An 18,732-nucleotide genomic window follows, 5' to 3' on the forward strand; every position below is an offset into this window, starting at 1 on the left:
GTGGCCGCTTGACCTTCCAGCGGTGGCAAGGTCCAAGCTGCCAGGCGTCTCAACACGAAGGAGCTTTCCATGCAATTTCATCTCGACAACATGACCTGCGGCGGCTGCGTCCGCTCCGTGACCCGGGCGATCCAGTCGGTCGACGCCGATGCCGGCGTCGTCGCCGATCCGGCGGCTCGCCTGGTGGAGGTGCAGACTTCCGCAACCAGGGAGCGGATCATCGCGGCACTGCGCGAGGCAGGGTTCCCGCCCCGCGAGCAATGAGAAATCCTCACGGGCTGCCGATCTGCCTGGCAGCCCGTGAGGCGAACTATTCGGCGCCGGTGGCCTTGCCGCCGTGCGTACGACGAGCCACCGCACCGGTGCGTTTCGCGCTGGCGGCAGGGGCATCGTCCGGCTGCTGCAGCTCGTCCAGGATCGGGCAATCCGGTCGTTCATCCCCCGCGCAGCAACTGACCAGGGTTTTCAGCGTTTCCGCCATCTGTCGCATGTTCTCCATGCGGCGCTCCAGTTCGGCGATGTGCTCCTGGGCCAGGCGCTTGACGTCCGCGCTCTGGCGCGACTTGTCATTCCACAGACCCAGCAGGTTGCCGATCTCGGCCACCGAGAAGCCGAGATCGCGGGCACGGCGGATGAAGTGCAGACGATGGATGTCGGCCTCGGTATAGGCGCGATAGCCCGAGTCGGTCCGATGCGCCGGTGGCGTCAGACCGATCTGCTCGTAGTAGCGGATCATCTTGGGCGAGACCCGGGATGCCCTGGATGCTTCACCGATGTTCATGGTGGTCCTCCTCGTTCAATGGCCGGTATCCGCTGCCAACGGTGGCTGGAAACGCCGCAGCCGTAGCGCATTGCCCAGGACGAACACACTGGACAACGCCATCGCGCCTGCCGCGAAGATGGGCGACAGCAGCAGCCCGTAGGCCGGGTACAGCACGCCTGCGGCCAGTGGAATCAGTGCCGTGTTGTAGCCAAAGGCCCAGAACAGATTCTGGCGGATATTGCCGAGGGTGGCCTTGGACAGCGCGATGGCGTTGGGCACCCCCTGCAGGTTGCCGGACATCAGCACCACGTCGGCGGATTCCACCGCCACGTCGGTGCCGGTGCCGATTGCCAGCCCCACGTCGGCTGCGGCCAGCGCCGGCGCGTCGTTGATGCCGTCGCCGACGAAGGCGATCTGGCCGTGAGCCGCCTTCAACCGGCGCACCGCTTCCACCTTGCCTTCGGGCAGCACTTCGGCCACGACCTCATCGATGCCCAGTTGCCTGGCGATGGCCTGTGCCGTGTGGGCGTTGTCGCCGGTGATCATCGCTACCTTCAGGCCCAGCTGGTGCAGCGCGGCGATGGCGGCCGGGGTGCTGGGCTTGATCGGGTCGGCGACGGCGACGATGGCGGCCAGCCGGCCCTCGATGGCGGCATACAGCGGCGACTTGCCTTCGCCGCCCAGGCGTTCGGCGGTCCCGGCGAAGCCGCCCACATCCAGGCCCAGTTCACGCATGAAGCGGTCAGCGCCGACTTCGACGCGCACGCCATCCACGTTGGCACGCACACCCATGCCGGTGACCGACTCGAAATCGGTCATCAGCGGCAGCTCGATAGCCGCCTGCTCGGCAGCCTCGACGATGGCACGGGCGATCGGATGTTCCGAACGCGCTTCCACGGCGGCGACCTTGGCCAGCACCTCGTCGCGGTCGAAGCCTTCGGCGATCTCCAGGTCGGTCAGCACCGGGCGGCCTTCGGTCAGCGTACCGGTCTTGTCCACGGCCACCACCTGGGCGTCCTTGAGCAGTTGCAGCGCCTCGCCTTTGCGGAAAAGCACGCCCATCTCGGCGCCCCGTCCGGTGCCGACCATGATCGAGGTCGGTGTCGCCAGCCCCATGGCGCAGGGGCAGGCGATGATGAGCACGGCTACCGCATTGACCAGGGCAAAGGTCAGCGCCGGCGAAGGCCCGAAGACCAGCCAGACCAGGAAGGTCAGCGCCGCCGCCAGCATGACCGCGGGCACGAACCATAGCGTCACTTTGTCCACCACGGCCTGGATCGGCAGCTTGGAGCCCTGGGCCTGTTCGACCAGCCGGATGATCTGCGCCAGCATGGTCTGCCCGCCCACGGCGGTGGCGCGCAGCGTCAGGGCGCCGTTCTGGTTGACGGTGCCGCCGACCAGCGTGCTACCGGCGCGCTTCTCCACAGGAATCGGCTCGCCGGTGATCATCGACTCGTCGACGAAGCTGCCGCCCTCGGTCACTTCGCCATCGACCGGCACCCGCTCGCCGGGGCGTACCTCAACGAGGTCGCCTAGGACTACCTCGGTGATTGGAATGTCCACCGTGCGGCCCTCGCGCACGACATGCGCCACCTTGGCCTGCAGCCCGACCAGGCGCTTGATGGCTTCGGAGGTGCGCCCCTTGGCGCGGGCCTCGAGAAAGCGCCCCAGCAGGATCAGCGCGACGATGACGGCCGCCGCCTCGTAGTAGACGTTCACCGTACCGGCTGGCAGCAGGCCGGGAGCGAAGGTGGCGACCAGCGAATAGCCGAACGCGGCAGCGGTACCGACGGCGACCAGCGAGTTCATGTCCGGCGCCAGGCGTATCAGGGCGGGGAAGCCCTTCTGATAGAAACGCCGGCCGGGAATGACCAGTACCAACAGCGTCAGCGCGAACTGCAGATACCAGCTCTGCTGAAGGCCGATGGTCGCCATGACCCACTCGTGCATGCCGGGAATCGTGTGCGAGCCCATTTCGAGCACGAACACCGGCAATGCCAGCAGCGTGGCCAGGATCAGGTCACGCTTGAGTTCGGCTCGCTCGGCGTCCTTCTTTTCCATATCCTCGTCGCTGGCCTGCGCGGCGCTGTCGACAGCGCGGGCCTCGTAGCCAACCTTGCCGACAGCGGCGAGCAGATCCTCCACGGCTATCACGCCACGCACCCTGGCCCGTTCGGTCGCCAGGTTCACCGTAGCTTCCGCGACGCCGGGCACGGCCTTGAGTGCCCGCTCGACACGGTCCACGCAGGAGGCGCAGGTCATGCCCTCGATCGCCAGCTCGACGGTATTGGCGGGCACGTCGTAGCCGACCTTTTCGACCGCCTGGACCAGCGCCAAGCGATCGACGGGACCCGCCAGGCGAATGTCCGCTCGTTCGGTGGCCAGGTTGACGGATACACTGTCCACGCCTTCGATCCGGGCCAGGGCCGCCTCGACTCGGCCGACACAGCTGGCGCAGGTCATGCCTTCGATGGGCAGACTGATGGATGTGGTGGCACGAACATCACTTGTGTTTGACGTGCTCATGGTTCGTTCCCATTGGTTGTATTCGAGATGGCGACAAGCTAGGCCTTGCCATCGTGGGAAGGTCAAGTACTGTGCGTTCTTTAACGGCGAAAGGGCAGGGCTTTCCAGATATGTCTTCCAACAAACGGGGTGACGCCCATGGTGAAAGTGTCGACCTGGCTTCCCTGTCACAGAATGATGTGACCATCCTTGCCGAGACCTTTCGCCTCCTGGGCGATCCCTCGCGCCTGAGGATCATGTTGCGGTGCATGCAGGGCTCGTCTCCGGTTGGCGACATCGCCGAGAGCCTGGAGCTCTCGCAATCGCTGGTCAGCCACCATCTGCGGCTGCTCCGCGGCGCCCGCCTGGTCAAGGGCGTGCGCCATGCCAAGCATATCTTCTACGAGGTCGACGACAGCCATGTGAGCCAGGTGCTGCTGGACATGGCCAGCCATATCGTCGAGGACCGTGGCGAAGAGTAGCCAGCCGCCAGTTCGAGATACGCAGGGGCAGTTTTTGAAATAAACATATGAATATGTGTTCATGTGTTATGGTTGATGCACGTGCAACCGACCGTCCGAGGCTCAGATGTCCCGTTCTCACTCGCATCATCATGGTCACCACGACCACGACCACGACCACGACCACACGCCGACCGTGACCAGCGCCAACGAGCGCAAGGTCCTTCTGTCCTTCTTCCTGATCTTCACCTTCATGGTGGTGGAGGCGGTCGGCGGCGTGCTGTCCGGTTCGCTGGCGCTGCTGGCCGACGCGGGCCACATGCTGACCGATGCGGCAGCGCTGGCCCTGGCCTATGCCGCATTCCGCTTCGGCCGGCGCGCCGCCGACAGCAAACGCACCTTCGGCTATCTGCGCTTCGAGGTCATTGCCGGTTTCCTGAACGCCGTGACGCTGTTCGGCATCGTCGCCTGGATCGTCTATGAAGCGTGGCAGCGCCTGTCTGCGCCCCCGGTGATCCTGGCCGGGCCGATGATGATCGTTGCCGTGCTCGGCTTGCTGGTGAACCTGGTGGTGCTGTGGATCATGACCCGCGGCGAGACCGACCACGTCAATGTGAAAGGCGCCATCCTGCACGTAATGGGCGATCTTCTGGGCTCGGTCGGCGCCATCGTCGCCGCGGTCGTCATCTACTTCACGGGCTGGACGCCGATCGATCCCATCCTGTCGGTGGTCGTGGCGGTGCTGATCCTGCGCAGCGCCTGGAAGCTGCTGGCCAAGTCGCTGCATATCCTGCTGGAGGGCGCACCCGAGGAGGCGTCGCCGGAGAAGGTGGCGCGCGGCCTGCTGGATTCCGTTTCAGGCCTGGCGGCTGTCAGCCATGTGCATGTGTGGCAGCTCACCTCCGGGCGGACGATGGCCACGCTGCACGTGCGCCCGCACCTGGACGAGGAAGCGAAGGCGGTGGTCAGGCTCGTCGAGCAGGCGCTACGGGAGCAGTTCGGCATCGAGCATGCCACCGTCGCGATCGACTGGAACTCGGAGGAGGGCGGGCCACATTGCAGCCTGCAACGGACTGCCGAGTGTCCCGGTCATGATCATTCGGCTGAAGGCCACAGGCATTGAGCCTGTTTCCCCCTCCAAAAACGAAGCCCCCAACGCAAAGGCGTCGGGGGCTTCGTTTGCCGGCTGCGCTTCCTGATCAGAGGAAGGCGAACTTGGCGATGAACACGATGCACAGGACGTAGAGGCTTACCGAAACCTTGCTGCCCTGGCCGGTCAGCAGCTTCAGCGTCGCGTAGGTCAGGAAGCCCAGGGCGATGCCGTTGGCGATGGAGAAGGTCAGCGGCATCATCACCACGGTAACGATCGCCGGGATGGTATCGGTGTGGTCCTTCCAGTCGATGTGCGCCATGCCGCTCATCATCAGCATCGCGACATAGATCAACGCACCGGCGGTGGCGTAGGCGGGAATCATGCCGGCCAGCGGGGCGAAGAACATGGCGGCCAGGAACAGCAGACCGACGGTGATGGCGGTGAGCCCGGTGCGGCCACCGGCGGCCACGCCCGAGGCACTCTCCACGTAGCTGGTGACCGGCGGGCAACCGACGAAGGCACCGACGACACTCGAGGTACTGTCGGCTTTCAACGCGCGGGAAAGGTTCTGGATCTTGCCGTCTTCGTCCACCAGGTTCGCCCGGTGTGCGACGCCCATCAGCGTGCCGGCGGTGTCGAACATGTTGACGAACAGGAACGCCAGGATGACGCTGACCATCGCCACGTTGAAGGCACCAGCGACGTCCATTGCCAGGAAGGTCGGCGCCAGGCTCGGCGGCATCGATACCAGCCCGTTGTATTCCACCAGCCCCAGGGCCAGGCCGACGCCGGTGACGGCGAGCATGCTGACCAGGATCGCGCCGAACACGTTGCGATGGCTGAGCACGGTGATCATCAGGAAGCAGATCGCCGCCAGCAGGGTGGTGGGTTCGGCGAAGGAACCCATGGACAGCAGCGTGGCAGGGTTGTCGACGACGATGCCGGCGGTCTTCAGGCCGATCAGCCCGAGGAACAGCCCGACCCCGGCACCCATGGCGAAGCGCAGGCTCATCGGAATGCTGTTGAGCAGCCACTCGCGCAGCCGTGACAGGCTCATGATCATGAACAGCACACCCGAGAGGAACACCGCGCCCAGCGCGACTTCCCAGCTGTAACCCATCTCGCCGACCACCGTGTAGGTGAAGAAGGCATTCAGGCCCATGCCCGGCGCGAGACCCACCGGCCAGTTCGCGTAAAGACCCATGAGCAGGCAGCCCAGCGCGGCCCCGACGCAGGTCGCGACGAATGCCGCACCGTGATCGATGCCGGCCTCGGCCATGATATTGGGGTTGACGAAGATGATGTAGGCCATGGTGACGAACGTCGTCAGGCCGGCGAGCAGTTCCGTTTTGACGCTGGTGCGGTGTTCGCTGAGTTTGAAGAATCGATCGAGCAGCCCGGGGTTTTGCGGCTGCACGGCAAGGGCGTGCTGCTGTTCCTGCTTGGTGCTTTCCAAGGGGTAATCCTCATCGTTCTTGTTGTCGTTCACCCAGAGTCGGGTGACTCTCGAGGCAGGTGATGCAAGGCGCATCCCGTCTCGTTGTTGACTTGAGGGTCAGGAAGGCCTTGGGCGAATTATGCTTTTGTATACAAGAAAAGCAACCATGTTTTGCCCGCGCTCGATCTTTATCTGCGTCAATGCGACGCATGGGTGGGCGCAGAGCGAGCAATACCGAAGGCAAAAGCGGCGTCGCTGAGGGTTTGCGACACGTTTTGTGCACAATCTCGACGAAAAAAATCAGCTTCTATAACCAACGGCTACTCCAGTCGGAGGGTGAAACGAAGTAAAGTTCGCTCTGCCGAAACCTCGATGCGAGCCATCATGAACGAACAGCTGCAGCCTCTGAAAAAGCCGACCCGAAACGGCAAGGTGCGTACCGGGACACAGGACGACATCGTCTACGCCCATATCTTCGATGCGATTCTCGAGCAGCGCCTGGCGCCGGGCACCAAACTCAGCGAAGAAGCGCTGGGGGAAATCTTCGGAGTGAGCCGCACCATCATCCGGCGTGCGCTGTCGCGGTTGGCTCATGAAGGGGTGGTGTTGTTACGGCCCAACCGTGGCGCGGTGGTGGCCTGCCCGAGCGTCGAGGAGGCTCGGCAGATATTCTTCGCACGGCGCCTGGTGGAGCGGGCGATCACCGAGCTGGCGGTGCAGCACGCCAGCGACGAACAGCTCGCCGAACTGCGGCAGATGGTGATCGACGAACAGGCCTGCTTTGCCCGCGGCGACCGGGGCGCTGGCATTCGCCTGTCGGGCGAGTTCCACCTGAAACTGGCCGAGATGGCCAAGAACGCCCCCTTGGTGAGTTTCCAGCGCAGCTTGGTCTCCCAGACCTCGCTGATCATCGCCCAGTACGAAAGCGGCAACCGCTCGCATTGCTCCTATGACGAACACAACCAGCTGATCGACGCCATCGCCGCGCGCGACAGCGACAAGGCCGTGAGCCTGATGATGCATCACATGGATCATGTCGACAGCAAGCTCAACCTCGACGAAGACAGCGCCTCGGATGATTTGCACGCGGTGTTTTCGCACATCCTGGGGAAGGCGGGAAAGGCTGCGAAAAAACGTTGAGTAGGGTGGATGGCCGAAGCTATCCACGCGGTTCTGCAGTCAGGCAGGTGCGGGGCGTATCCGGGCACGGCCGGTGGAAAACCGCTTCGCGGGTTTTCCACCCTACGATTGGTTACGCCTTGCGGTGCACCGATACGCCAGCGGCGTAGGTTTCCTTCACGGCGCGGTCGTCGCCGAGGGTCATCAGCGCGAAGAGACGTTCTTCCAGGCTGGATGCCTGCTTCAGGCGGTACTCGATCAGCGGCGTGGCCTTGTAGTCCAGCACCACGAAATCCGCGTCCTTGCCCGGCTGCAGGCTGCCGATGCGGTCGTCCAGGTAGAGCGCCCGGGCGCCGCCCAGGGTGGCCAGGTACAGCGACTTGAATGGGTCCAGCTTCTTGCCCTGCAGCTGCATCACCTTGTAGGCCTCATTCAGCGATTGCAGCTGGGAGAAGCTGGTGCCGGCGCCAACGTCGGTGCCCAGACCTACACGGACGCCGAAGCCTTCCACTTTTTCCAGATCGAACAGGCCGCTGCCCAGGAACAGGTTGGACGTCGGGCAGAAGGCAACCGCCGAGCCGGTTTCACCCAGGCGTTTGCATTCGTCGTCGCACAGGTGCACGCCGTGGGCGAATACCGAGCGTGCACCGATCAGGCCGTGATGGTCGTAGACGTCCAGGTAGCCCTTGCGCTCGGGGAACAGCTCGCGCACCCATTCGATCTCCTGACGGTTCTCGGACAGGTGGGTGTGCATGTACAGGTCCGGGTATTCCTTGAACAGCTTGCCGGCGGCCGTCAGCTGCTCCGGCGTGCTGGTCGGCGCGAAACGCGGGGTGACGGCGTAATGCAGGCGGCCCTTGCCGTGCCAGCGCTCGATCAGCTCCTTGCTGTCGGTGTAGCCGGATTCGGCGGTGTCGGTGAGGTAGTCCGGCGCATTGCGGTCCATCAGCACCTTGCCGGCGATCATCCGCAGGTCGAGCTTGTGCGCCTGCTCGAAGAAGGCATCCACCGATTCCTTGTGCACGCTACCGAACACCAGCGCGGTGGTGGTGCCGTTGCGCAGCAGTTCGCGCAGGAACACCTGGGCGACCTCGCCGGCATGGGTCTTGTCGGAGAAGGCGCGCTCGGTGGGGAAAGTGTAGGTGTCGAGCCAGTCCAGCAGCTGTTCGCCATAGGAGGCGATCATGCCGGTCTGCGGGTAGTGGATATGGGTGTCGATGAAGCCGGGGGTGATCAGCGCATCCTTGTATTCGATCACCTCGGTGCCGGCCGGCAGGGTGGACAGCAGGTCGGCGGCGTGGCCGTTACGGACCACCTTGCCGTCTTCGACCACCAGCAGGCCGTCTTCGAAATACTCATGGGACGCCTCGATACCCACTTCGCGGGGGTCGGCTAGGCAGTGGAGCAGGGCGGCACGATAGGCTTTGATCTGGGACATGACGGTTCTCGGAATCCTTGTGTTGAATGCTGCGGGCAACATTGTGGGAGGCGCGCCCTCGTGCCGAAACGGGCCATCGGCTCGCCGAGGCTGAACGTTCGGCCGGAGGGCGGGCCTCCCACAGAAGAATGGCGGCGCGATTAGCCTGTTTGAGAACGGCGCGCGGCTGGCACCAGCATCGGTACAGGCTTTTCTCCGTCCGCACTTTTCTCACCGAAGTTGGCGTTGTAGATGGCGATCACCTCGCCGGCGATGGACACCGCGATCTCCACCGGCAGCTTGCCCTTCACTTCGGCGATGCCCATCGGGCAGCGCATGCGTTGCACGGTTTCCGGCTGGAAGCCGCGGTCGCGCAGGCGGTGTTCGAACTTGGCGCGCTTGCTCTTCGAGCCAATCAGGCCGTAGTAGGTGAAATCGCCGCGCGAGAGGATCGCCGCGGTCAGCTCGAGATCCAGCTGGTGATTATGCGTCATGACGATGAAGTAGCTGCCGGCGGGCATGTTCTCCACTTCGTCGACCACCTCGTCGTTGACCACCTTTTCCACGCCAGCGGGGATCTGCGCGGGGAACTCGCTCTCGCGCGAGTCGATCCAGCGCACCTTGCACGGCAGGCTGGCCAGCAGCGGCACCAGTGCACGGCCGACGTGACCGGCGCCGAACACGGCGATGTGCGCCTGCGGTTGGCCCATGGGTTCGAACAGCAGCACCGTGGCGCCACCGCAGCACTGGCCGAGGCTGGCACCGAGGGAAAAGCGTTCCAGGCGGGTTTCGCGCACGCGGTTTTCCAGCATCTCGCGGGCGATCTTCTGCGCCTTGTATTCCAGGTGGCCGCCGCCGATGGTGTCGTACAGCCGCTCACGGCTGACCACCATCTTCGAGCCGGCATTGCGCGGCGTCGAGCCGCGCTCCTCGATGATGGTCACCAGCACGCAGGGTTCGCCTTGCTGCTGCAGCTCGGCGAGGGCATTGATCCAGACCGTGTTGCTCATGGTTCTGTCCTTCGTATGTATGGGTGGAAGCTTGCGAAGCGTTTTTCACCCATACGTTTGTGTTGCGCCAACGGTGGACAAGCGGAGCGTTGTCCACCCTACGTCAGGCTGGTGTCGTTTCTGTTGCGGCAGGTGCGGTCGCCTGTTGCCTCAGCTTGCGCATCTGCTCGACGCCCCAGAGCACGCGCTCGGGTGTCGCCGGCGCGTCGATCTTCGGTTGCACCTTGTAGTCAGCGAGGCTGGCTACGGCGTCCTTGATCGCGCACCACACCGAGATACCGAGCATGAACGGCGGCTCGCCCACGGCCTTGGAATGGAACACCGTGTCCTCAGGGTTCTTGCGGTTTTCCACCAGCTTGACCCGCAGATCCAGCGGCATGTCGGCCACTGCCGGCACCTTGTAGCTGGCCGGGCCGCTGGTCATCAGCCGGCCCTTGTCATTCCACACCAGCTCTTCCATGGTCAGCCAGCCCATGCCCTGGACGAAGCCGCCTTCGACCTGGCCGATGTCGATGGCCGGGTTCAGCGAGGCGCCGACGTCGTGCAGGATGTCGCTGCGCAGCATGCGGTATTCGCCGGTCAGGGTGTCGACCAGCACTTCCGAACAGGCCGCGCCATAGGCGTAGTAATAGAAGGGTCGGCCACGCGCCTGGTCGCGGTCGTAGTAGATCTTCGGTGTGCGGTAGAAGCCCGTCGAGGACAGCGATACCTGGCCGAAATAGGCCTGCTGGATCAGCTCCTCGAAGGCGACGAAGCGATCGCGGATGCGCACCTGGCCGTTCTTGAACTGCACGTCTTCCTCGGTGACGTTGTAGTGCCGCGCGGCGAACTCGACCAGCCGCTGCTTGATGGTCAGCGCGGCATTCTGCGCGGCCTTGCCGTTGAGGTCGGTGCCGCTGGAAGCCGCCGTCGGCGAGGTGTTCGGTACCTTGTCGGTGTTGGTGGCGGTGATCTGGATGCGCTCGATATCCACCTGGAACACCTCGGCCACCACCTGGGCGACCTTGGTGTTGAGCCCCTGGCCCATTTCGGTGCCGCCGTGGTTCAGGTGAATGCTGCCGTCGGTGTAGACGTGCACCAGCGCGCCGGCCTGGTTGAGGAAGCTGGCAGTAAAGCTGATGCCGAACTTCACCGGTGTCAGCGACAGGCCCTTCTTGAGGATCGGGCTGCTGGCGTTGAACGCGCGGATCTCCTCGCGGCGGCGGGCGTACTCGCTGCTGGCCTCCAGCTCGGCGGTCATCTCCTCGAGCATGTTGTGCTCGACGGTCTGGTAGTAGGGCGTGATGTTGCGCTCGGTCTTGCCGTAGTAGTTGCGCTTGCGGATATCGAGCGGGTCTTTGCCCAGCTCGCGGGCCACGGCGTCCATGATCTCTTCGATGGCGACCATGCCCTGCGGGCCGCCGAAACCGCGGTAGGCGGTGTTGGAGGCGGTGTTGGTCTTGCAGCGATGGCCGTTGATGGTGACGTCGCCCAGGTAGTAGGCGTTGTCGGAGTGGAACATCGCGCGGTCGACGATTGAGCCCGACAGGTCCGGCGAATAGCCGCAGTTGCCGGCCAGGTCGATCTGGATGCCATGCAGCAGGCCGTCGTCGTCGAAGCCGACGTCGTATTCGACGTAGAAGGGGTGACGCTTGCCGGTCATGGTCATGTCTTCCATGCGCGGCAGGCGCATCTTGGTCGGGCGACCGGTCAGGTGGGCGATCACCGCGCACATGCAGGCGGGCATCGAGGCCTGGGTTTCCTTGCCGCCGAAACCACCGCCCATGCGTCGCATGTCGATGACGATCTTGTTCATCGGTACGCCGAGGACTTCGGCCACCAGTTTCTGCACCTCGGTGGGGTTCTGCGTCGAGGTGTAGACGATCATGCCGCCGTCTTCGGTGGGCATTACCGAGGAAATCTGGGTTTCCAGGTAGAAGTGTTCCTGGCCGCCGATGTGCAGCGTGCCCTGCAGGCGACGTGGCGCGGCGGCCAGCGCGGTGGTGGAATCGCCGCGCTTGTGGGTGTGACTGTCGAGCACGAAATGCTTCTTGCGCAACGCATCGACCACGTCGAGCACCGGTTCCAGGTCCTCGTATTCGATGATCGCGGCCATGGCGGCCTTGCGCGCGGTTTCCAGGCTATCGGCGGCGACGGCGATCACCGGCTGGCCGATGTATTCCACCTTGCCGTCCGCCAGCAGCGGGTCGCCGGCGACCACCGGGCCGATGTCCAACTGGCCGGGCACGTCCTCGGCGGTGATGGCGATGGCCACGCCCGGAATCTGGTAGCAAGGCGAGGTGTCGATGCTGACGATGCGGGCGTGGGCGCGGTCGCTCATGCGCGCATAGACGTGCAGCTGGTTGGGAAATTCGAGGCGATCGTCGACGTATACCGCTTCACCGGAAACGTGCTTGTCCGCGCTGTCGTGCTTGACGCTCCGGCCGACGCCGGTGACCAGGTCCTGCTTGAACAGGGCGGCGATTTCTTCCTGGGTCTTGGCAAGGCTGTGGTTAGACATAAGCGGTCACCCTCGTTTCGGTTTTCGGTGCGTGCTGTTCCAGGAAGCACTTGCGCAGCAGGTTCTGTGCTACCAGCAGGCGGTATTCGCGGCTGGCGCGGAAGTCGGTCAGAGGCGTGAAGTCCTGGGCCAGGGCCTCGCAGGCGCGTTCGGCCGTCTCCAGGGTGAAGGACGCGCCAATCAGCGCGACCTCACAGGCCACCGCCCGCTTCGGAATCGCCGCCATGCCGCCGAAGGCGACGCGGGCATCGGCGATCACGCCGTTCTCGACACGCAGGTCGAAGGCCGCGCATACCGCGGAAATGTCATCGTCCAGACGTTTGGACACCTTGTAGGCGCGGAATATCTGCTCCGGCCGGGCGCGCGGAACGAGGACCTTCTCGATGAACTCGCCGGGTTCGCGGGCGGTGACCTTGTAGTCGATGAAGTAATCCTGCAGCGGCAGGGTGCGGCTGCGTTCGCCCTTGCGCAGCACCACCTGGGCGCCAAGGGCGATCAGCAGCGGCGGCGAATCACCGATGGGCGAGGCATTGCCGATGTTGCCGCCCAGGGTGCCCTGGTTGCGGATCTGCAAGGATGCGAAGCGATGCAGCAGCTCGCCGAAATCGGGGTACTCGTTGGCCAGCGCTTCGTAGCAGTCGGTCAGGGCGGCGGCCGCGCCGAGTTCGATATGGCTGTCGCTGACTTCGACCTTCTTCATTTCGCCGATGTGGCCGACGTAGATCATCACCGGCAGTTCGCGGTGGAACTGGGTCACTTCCAGCGCCAGGTCGGTGCCACCTGCCAGCAAGCGGGCGTCCGGGTTGGCGCTGTAGATTTCGGCCAGGTCGGCCACCGTCAGCGGCGACAGGCAGCGCTTGTCGCCGCTGTTCAGCTCGGCGGTTTCGCGGGGCTCGATGGCTTTCAGCTGGGCAATGGTTTCGGCTTCGCGCGCGTCGAACTGGTCCCGCTGCTTGCTGCCGCAGGCCTGTTCGGCGGCTTCGAGGATCGGTCGGTAGCCGGTGCAGCGACAGAGGTTGCCGGCCAGGGCTTCGTGGGTCTGGGCCGGATCGTATTCGTTGACAGCATTTTTCTGCAGGGCGAACAGGCTCATGATGAAGCCCGGTGTGCAGAAGCCGCACTGCGAGCCATGGCAGTCGACCATCGCCTGCTGAACGCTGTGCAGCTGGCCCTGATCCTTCAGGTCTTCGACGACGATCAGCTGCTTGCCGTGCAAGGCTGAGACGAAGGTCAGGCAGGAGTTGAGCGTGCGATAGCGCAGACGGTCGCCAACCAGCTCGCCTACCACCACGGTGCAGGCACCGCAGTCGCCGGAGGCGCAGCCTTCCTTGGTGCCGGTCTTGCCACGGTGCTCGCGTAGGTACTGCAGTACCGTGGTGTTGGGGTCGAGAGTCTGCTCGCTGCGCAGCTCTCGATTGAGTAGGAACTGGATCACGGGGCCTCCTGGGTTTCTTGTTCTGGGCTCTGGGTGATGAAATTAGCCGTATCTGACTTTTCGGTCAAGAATTAGCTGACTGAAAAGTCAATGCGGCCTGCGAGCGCACCTTTTTAACTGTCTATTAGGAGTGTGGTAGCTGGCGCGGCAACAGCGAGTGCCGTCCGACGGAGGCATCTCTGTTGCCGCTTCGGGAGAAGCGGAGGGGAGTGATCAGCCGGCGATCAGCTGTGCGGCGGCCTGACGATGATCGGCGATCAGGCCGGCGACATCCAGGCCTTCGATCTGCCCGTCGACCACCTGCCAGCGACCGCCGACCATTACCCGGTCGGCCCGGTCGGCGCCGCAGAGTAGCAGCGCCGACAGCGGGTCGTGGCTGCCGGAGAAGCGCAATTCGTCCAGCTTGAACAGCGCCAGGTCGGCCTGCTTGCCGACCGCCAGCTCGCCGAGATCCTCACGGCCGAGCAGCCGCGCCGAGCCGCGCGTGGCCCAGCCCAGCGCCAGCTCCGGCGTGATCTTTTCGGCGCCGTAGCGCAGGCGCTGCAGGTACAGCGCCTGGCGCGCTTCGAGAATCATGTTGGAGGCGTCGTTGGAGGCCGAGCCATCGACGCCCAGGCCGATGGGCGCGCCTGCGGCCTCCAGCTCCAGCGTCGGACAGATGCCGGACGCCAGGCGCATGTTGGAACTGGGGCAATGACAGATGCCGGTGCCGGCCTGGCCGAGGCGGGCGATTTCGTCTTCGTTGAAATGGATGCCGTGGGCCAGCCAGGTGCGGTCGGACAGCCAGCCGACGCTGTCGAGGTAATCCACGGTGCGCAGGCCGAAGCGCTCGAGGCAGAAGTCTTCCTCGTCGAGGGTTTCCGCCAGATGGGTATGCAGGCGCACGTCCAGGCGCTCGGCCATGGCGGCGCTGGCGCGCATGATCTCCGGGGTGACCGAGAAGGGCGAGCAGGGCGCCAGGGCGATCTGGATCTGCGCGCCGGCGCCGCGCTCGTGGTAGCGACCGATCAGCCGCTCGCTGTCGGCCAGGATCACTTCGGCTTCCTGCACCGTCTGCTGCGGCGGCAACCCGCCATCGGCCTCGCCCAGGCTCATCGAACCGCGCGTCAGCATCGCGCGCATGCCCAGCTCGCGCACGGCCTGGACCTGCACGTCGATGGCTTCTTCCAGCCCTTTGGGGAACAGGTAGTGATGATCGGCCGCGGTGGTGCAGCCGGACAGCAGCAATTCCGCCAGGGCAACCTTGCTCGCCAGCTCGAGCTTTTGCGGTGTCAGGCGCGCCCAGACCGGATAGAGCGTCTTCAGCCAGGGAAACAGCGGCTGGTTGACCACCGGCCCCCAGGCGCGGGTGAGTGTCTGGTAGAAGTGGTGATGGGTGTTGATCAGCCCCGGCAGCACCACGTGCTCGCGGGCGTCGAAGGTGCTGTCCACCGGTGCGGTGGGTGACTGGCCGGCGGCGAGCAGTTCGCTGATGACGCCGTTCTCGATGACCAGCCCGCCGGCGGCGCTGCGGTCGTTGGCGGTGAAGAGGGCGAGGGGGTTCTTGATCCAGATGCGGGTAGCGGCCATGGCCGGCTCCTCCTGAAATGATGGGTTCAGAAAAGCCAGCTCAGTTATGCCCTGTCTGCTGATCCAGGGGCGCTTTCGCGAGGGGCAAGATATCGCTCCGGGTCGGTTTTGTCATCCCGAACCGCTGCACGGATGCCCTGAAAAGGGGACGTCGCCTCGTCGGCCTGCACTGTTTCGGTTCGGCCTCGCCGCCTGCTGGCGCGGCAAGACGAATGGGTCTGATGGCGGGCCATGGTGAAGATGCCCAGTGTTCACGCTGCCTCGAGCCCGGTCATGGGCTTCGAAAGAGGACTGGCATACAAACTGCAAAGTCCCGGCTGTCCCTGCTGCGGGCGCGCCTTGATCGCTGACGATCACCCGGCCACTGCGATGCAGGGTGGGCAAGGCCCGGCAACGTCGCCAGGGCAATCCCGATGAACATGATTCAGGCAAAGGCGCCTGGAGCTGCTCGACAGCTTCGGGCGCTTTTTTTTTGGATTCACAGCACGACAGCGCTTGAAACGAGGTAGGTGCATGAAAAATTTGGTCATCGTCGGCAACGGCATGGTCGGCCATCACTGCGTCGAGCAACTGATTGCGCGTGGCGCGCTGGAGCGCTACCAGATTCATGTGTTCGGCGAAGAACGCCAGCGCGCCTATGACCGGGTCCATCTTTCCGAATACTTCGGCGGACGCGACGCCGACGGCCTGGCGTTATGCGATGCCTCCTGGTACGCCGACAACGGCGTGCAGCTGCATCTGGGCGTCGAAGTGCTGGACATCGATCGCACCCGGCGGGCGCTCGTCACGACCCGTGGCCTGCAGCCGTACGACCGGCTGATCCTGGCCACCGGTTCCTATCCCTTCGTGCCGCCGATCCCTGGTGCCGAGGGCGCTTCGCGTCTGGTCTACCGCACGCTGGAGGATCTCGATGCGATCCGCGCTGCCGCCGCCGGTGTACGCCGCGGCGTGGTGGTCGGCGGCGGTCTGCTCGGCCTCGAGGCGGCCAATGCACTGAAGTCGCTGGGCCTGGACGCCCATGTGGTGGAGTTCGCCCCCCGGCTGATGCCGGTGCAGCTGGACGAGCTGGGCGGCGAGGCGCTCAAGGCGCGCATCGAGGCGCTGGGCGTGGGCGTGCACCTGTCGCGTGCTACCGAGGCCATCGTCGCTGGCAACGAGTATCGCTACCGCATGGAATTCCAGGGCGGCGACAGTCTGGAAACCGACCTGATCGTGTTCTCCGCCGGCATCCGTCCGCGGGATGCCCTGGGCCGTGCGGCCGGCCTGGAACTCGGCCCACGGGGCGGCGTGGCGGTGGACAACCTCTGTCGCAGCAGCGACCCGGCCATCCACGCCATCGGCGAATGCGCGGCCTGGAATGGCCAGGTGTTCGGCCTGGTGGCACCGGGCTACGCCATGGCCCGCAGCGTTGCCGACCAGTTGTCGGGTGTTGAAGCCACGCCGTTCACCGGCGCGGACATGTCCACCAAGCTCAAGCTGCTGGGCGTGGATGTTGGCTCCATCGGCGACGCCCACGCCGCCACGCCCGGCGCGCGCAGCTACCGCTTCATCGATGAGGCCACGGCCGGCTACCGGCGCCTGGTGGTGTCTGGCGATGGCAAGCACGTGCTCGGTGCGGTGCTGGTCGGCGACAACAGCTATTACGACACCCTGCTGCAGTACGCGCAGAACGGCATCAAGCTGCCGGACGATCCTTCCAGCCTGATCCTGCCTGTCTCCGACGGCGCGCCGGCGCTGGGCGCCGATGCCCTGCCCGACACCGCCACGATCTGCTCCTGCCACAACGTCACCAAGGGCGCAGTGTGCTGCCAGGTGGATGCGGGCATCACCGACCTGGGCGAACTCAAGGCGGCTACCAAGGCCGCCACCGGCTGCGGTGGGTGCGCCAGCCTGCTCAAGCAGGTGTTCGAGCACGAACTGTCCGCACGCGGCGTGGCGGTGGACAAGAGCCTGTGCGAGCACTTCGCACATACCCGCCAGGCGCTCTATGACATCGTTCGCGTCGAAGGTATCGAGCGTTTCGAGGACCTGCTGGCCCGCCACGGCAGGGGCGAGCTGGGCTGCGACATCTGCAAGCCGGCGGTGGGCTCGATCCTCGCTTCCTGCTGGAATCGGCCGGTGATGGACCCGGCGCTGGTGCCGCTGCAGGACACCAACGACACCTTCATGGCCAACATGCAGAAGAACGGCACCTACTCGGTGGTACCGCGAGTGCCCGGCGGCGAGATCACCCCCGAGGGGCTGATCGCCATCGGCCAGGTGGCCAGGAAGTACGACCTTTACACCAAGATCACCGGCGGCCAGCGCATCGATCTGTTCGGCGCGCAGTTGCACCAGCTGCCGGACATCTGGGCCGAGCTGATCGAGGCCGGTTTCGAAACCGGCCATGCCTACGGCAAGTCGCTGCGCACGGTGAAATCCTGCGTGGGCAGCACCTGGTGCCGCTACGGCGTGCAGGACAGCGTCGGCATGGCCCTGACGCTGGAGAACCGCTACAAGGGGCTGCGCGCGCCGCACAAGATCAAGTTCGGCGTCTCCGGCTGCACCCGCGAATGCGCCGAGGCGCAGAGCAAGGACATCGGGGTGATCGCCACCGAGAAGGGCTGGAACCTCTATGTATGCGGCAACGGCGGCATGCGCCCGCGCCATGCCGAGCTGTTCGCCACCGACCTGGACGACGCCGGCCTGATCCGCACCATCGACCGCCTGCTGATGTTCTACATCCGCACCGCGGACAAGCTGCAGCGCACCTCGGTCTGGCGCGAGAGCCTGGAAGGCGGCCTGGACTACCTCAAGGCGGTGGTCCTCGACGACAGCCTGGGCCTGGGCGCGGAGCTGGAACGCCAGATGCAGCTGGTGGTGGACCGCTACGAATGCGAATGGGCCAACGCCCTGCAGGACCCGGAGAAGCTCAAGCGCTTCCGCACCTTCGTCAACGACCGGCGCGACGACCCCGACATCCACTTCGTGCGCGAACGCGGCCAGCGCCGCCCGGCGCGCGGCAACGAACTGTCCCTGATCCCCACCGAGGAGGTGCTCTGATGAACATGCCCGCTACGCTTCATTCCACAACCGCATTGCAGTGGCAGACCCTCTGCAGTCGCCAGGACCTGGTGGCCAACTCCGGCGTGGTCGCCTGGCTGGACGGCACCCAGGTGGCGCTGTTCCACCTGCCCGGCGACCAGGTGCATGCGGTGGAGAACCGCGACCCGAAATCCGGCGCCAATGTCATCGGGCGCGGCATCGTCGGGTCCCTCAAGGGCCAGGCGGTGGTTGCCGCGCCTCTCTACAAACAGCACTTCCGGCTCGATGACGGCGCCTGCCTGGAGGATCCGCAGCAGCGCCTGCGGGTCTGGCCGGCACGCCTGAACGGCGACGCCGTGGAAGTTGCCCTGATCTGACCGTCCCGAGAAAAGGAAAGC

The 18,732-nt window shown here is 65.0% G+C and carries 14 protein-coding genes; 6 read left to right on the forward strand and 8 right to left on the reverse strand.

The features are described 5' to 3' along the window. The first annotated feature begins 69 nt into the window (after window positions 1-69). On the forward strand, window positions 70-264 hold the full coding sequence (locus EA795_RS18090; RefSeq protein ID WP_014853716.1) for a heavy-metal-associated domain-containing protein: 195 nt from the start codon (window positions 70-72) through the stop codon (window positions 262-264). 46 nt (window positions 265-310) lie between these two features. Here EA795_RS18090 and cueR read toward each other — a convergent pair whose 3' ends face one another. Both cueR and EA795_RS18100 read right to left on the reverse strand, forming a co-directional pair. After that, complete coding sequence (gene cueR, locus EA795_RS18095; protein ID WP_122078791.1) at window positions 311-781, reverse strand: Cu(I)-responsive transcriptional regulator; 471 nt, start codon at window positions 779-781, stop codon at window positions 311-313. 15 nt (window positions 782-796) lie between these two features. Continuing rightward, window positions 797-3,289, reverse strand: coding sequence for a heavy metal translocating P-type ATPase (locus tag EA795_RS18100; protein WP_122078793.1), 2,493 nt, complete (start codon window positions 3,287-3,289; stop codon window positions 797-799). 110 nt (window positions 3,290-3,399) lie between these two features. Between EA795_RS18100 and EA795_RS18105 the strand changes: the two genes are divergently transcribed. Both EA795_RS18105 and EA795_RS18110 read left to right on the forward strand, forming a co-directional pair. Continuing rightward, window positions 3,400-3,750, forward strand: coding sequence for an ArsR/SmtB family transcription factor (locus EA795_RS18105; RefSeq protein ID WP_058074190.1), 351 nt, complete (start codon window positions 3,400-3,402; stop codon window positions 3,748-3,750). 106 nt (window positions 3,751-3,856) lie between these two features. Further along, on the forward strand, window positions 3,857-4,852 hold the full coding sequence (locus EA795_RS18110; RefSeq protein WP_122078794.1) for a cation diffusion facilitator family transporter: 996 nt from the start codon (window positions 3,857-3,859) through the stop codon (window positions 4,850-4,852). Between the two features lie 76 nt (window positions 4,853-4,928). On the opposite strand, the gene EA795_RS18115 is transcribed toward EA795_RS18110, so the two are convergent. Next, a complete protein-coding gene (locus EA795_RS18115; protein ID WP_014853711.1) occupies window positions 4,929-6,278 on the reverse strand; it encodes an NCS2 family permease in 1,350 nt (449 codons plus the stop codon). Window positions 6,279-6,644: 366 nt separating this feature from the next. Here EA795_RS18115 and EA795_RS18120 point away from each other — a divergent pair, with 366 nt between their 5' ends. Further along, the gene (locus tag EA795_RS18120) at window positions 6,645-7,400 is read left to right on the forward strand and encodes a GntR family transcriptional regulator (RefSeq protein ID WP_014853710.1); all 756 of its coding nucleotides are present in this window, start codon (window positions 6,645-6,647) and stop codon (window positions 7,398-7,400) included. Window positions 7,401-7,512: 112 nt separating this feature from the next. On the opposite strand, the gene guaD is transcribed toward EA795_RS18120, so the two are convergent. The 5 genes from guaD to EA795_RS18145 form a co-directional block, all read right to left on the reverse strand. Then, entirely contained in the window at window positions 7,513-8,817 is a 1,305-nt protein-coding gene (gene guaD / locus EA795_RS18125; protein WP_122078796.1) for a guanine deaminase, read from the reverse strand. Between the two features lie 140 nt (window positions 8,818-8,957). Then, window positions 8,958-9,806, reverse strand: a complete 849-nt coding sequence (gene xdhC / locus EA795_RS18130) for a xanthine dehydrogenase accessory protein XdhC (protein WP_122078798.1) — start codon at window positions 9,804-9,806, stop codon at window positions 8,958-8,960. A gap of 103 nt (window positions 9,807-9,909) precedes the next feature. After that, the gene (gene xdhB, locus EA795_RS18135; protein ID WP_122078800.1) at window positions 9,910-12,306 is read right to left on the reverse strand and encodes a xanthine dehydrogenase molybdopterin binding subunit; all 2,397 of its coding nucleotides are present in this window, start codon (window positions 12,304-12,306) and stop codon (window positions 9,910-9,912) included. Beyond that, complete coding sequence (xdhA, locus tag EA795_RS18140) at window positions 12,299-13,741, reverse strand: xanthine dehydrogenase small subunit (protein WP_058077585.1); 1,443 nt, start codon at window positions 13,739-13,741, stop codon at window positions 12,299-12,301. The genes xdhB and xdhA overlap by 8 nt, the downstream gene beginning before the upstream one ends. A gap of 213 nt (window positions 13,742-13,954) precedes the next feature. Continuing rightward, window positions 13,955-15,310 (reverse strand): 8-oxoguanine deaminase, encoded by a 1,356-nt coding sequence (locus EA795_RS18145; RefSeq protein WP_122078802.1) that lies wholly within the window; start codon window positions 15,308-15,310, stop codon window positions 13,955-13,957. A gap of 513 nt (window positions 15,311-15,823) precedes the next feature. Between EA795_RS18145 and nirB the strand changes: the two genes are divergently transcribed. Further along, window positions 15,824-18,352, forward strand: a complete 2,529-nt coding sequence (gene nirB / locus EA795_RS18150) for a nitrite reductase large subunit NirB (protein WP_122078804.1) — start codon at window positions 15,824-15,826, stop codon at window positions 18,350-18,352. Continuing rightward, window positions 18,352-18,711, forward strand: a complete 360-nt coding sequence (gene nirD / locus EA795_RS18155) for a nitrite reductase small subunit NirD (protein WP_014853689.1) — start codon at window positions 18,352-18,354, stop codon at window positions 18,709-18,711. Before nirB ends, nirD begins: the two co-directional genes overlap by 1 nt. Window positions 18,712-18,732 lie beyond the last annotated feature (21 nt).

This window comes from Stutzerimonas nitrititolerans, assembly GCF_003696285.1.
Classification (GTDB): Bacteria; Pseudomonadota; Gammaproteobacteria; order Pseudomonadales; family Pseudomonadaceae; genus Stutzerimonas; species Stutzerimonas nitrititolerans.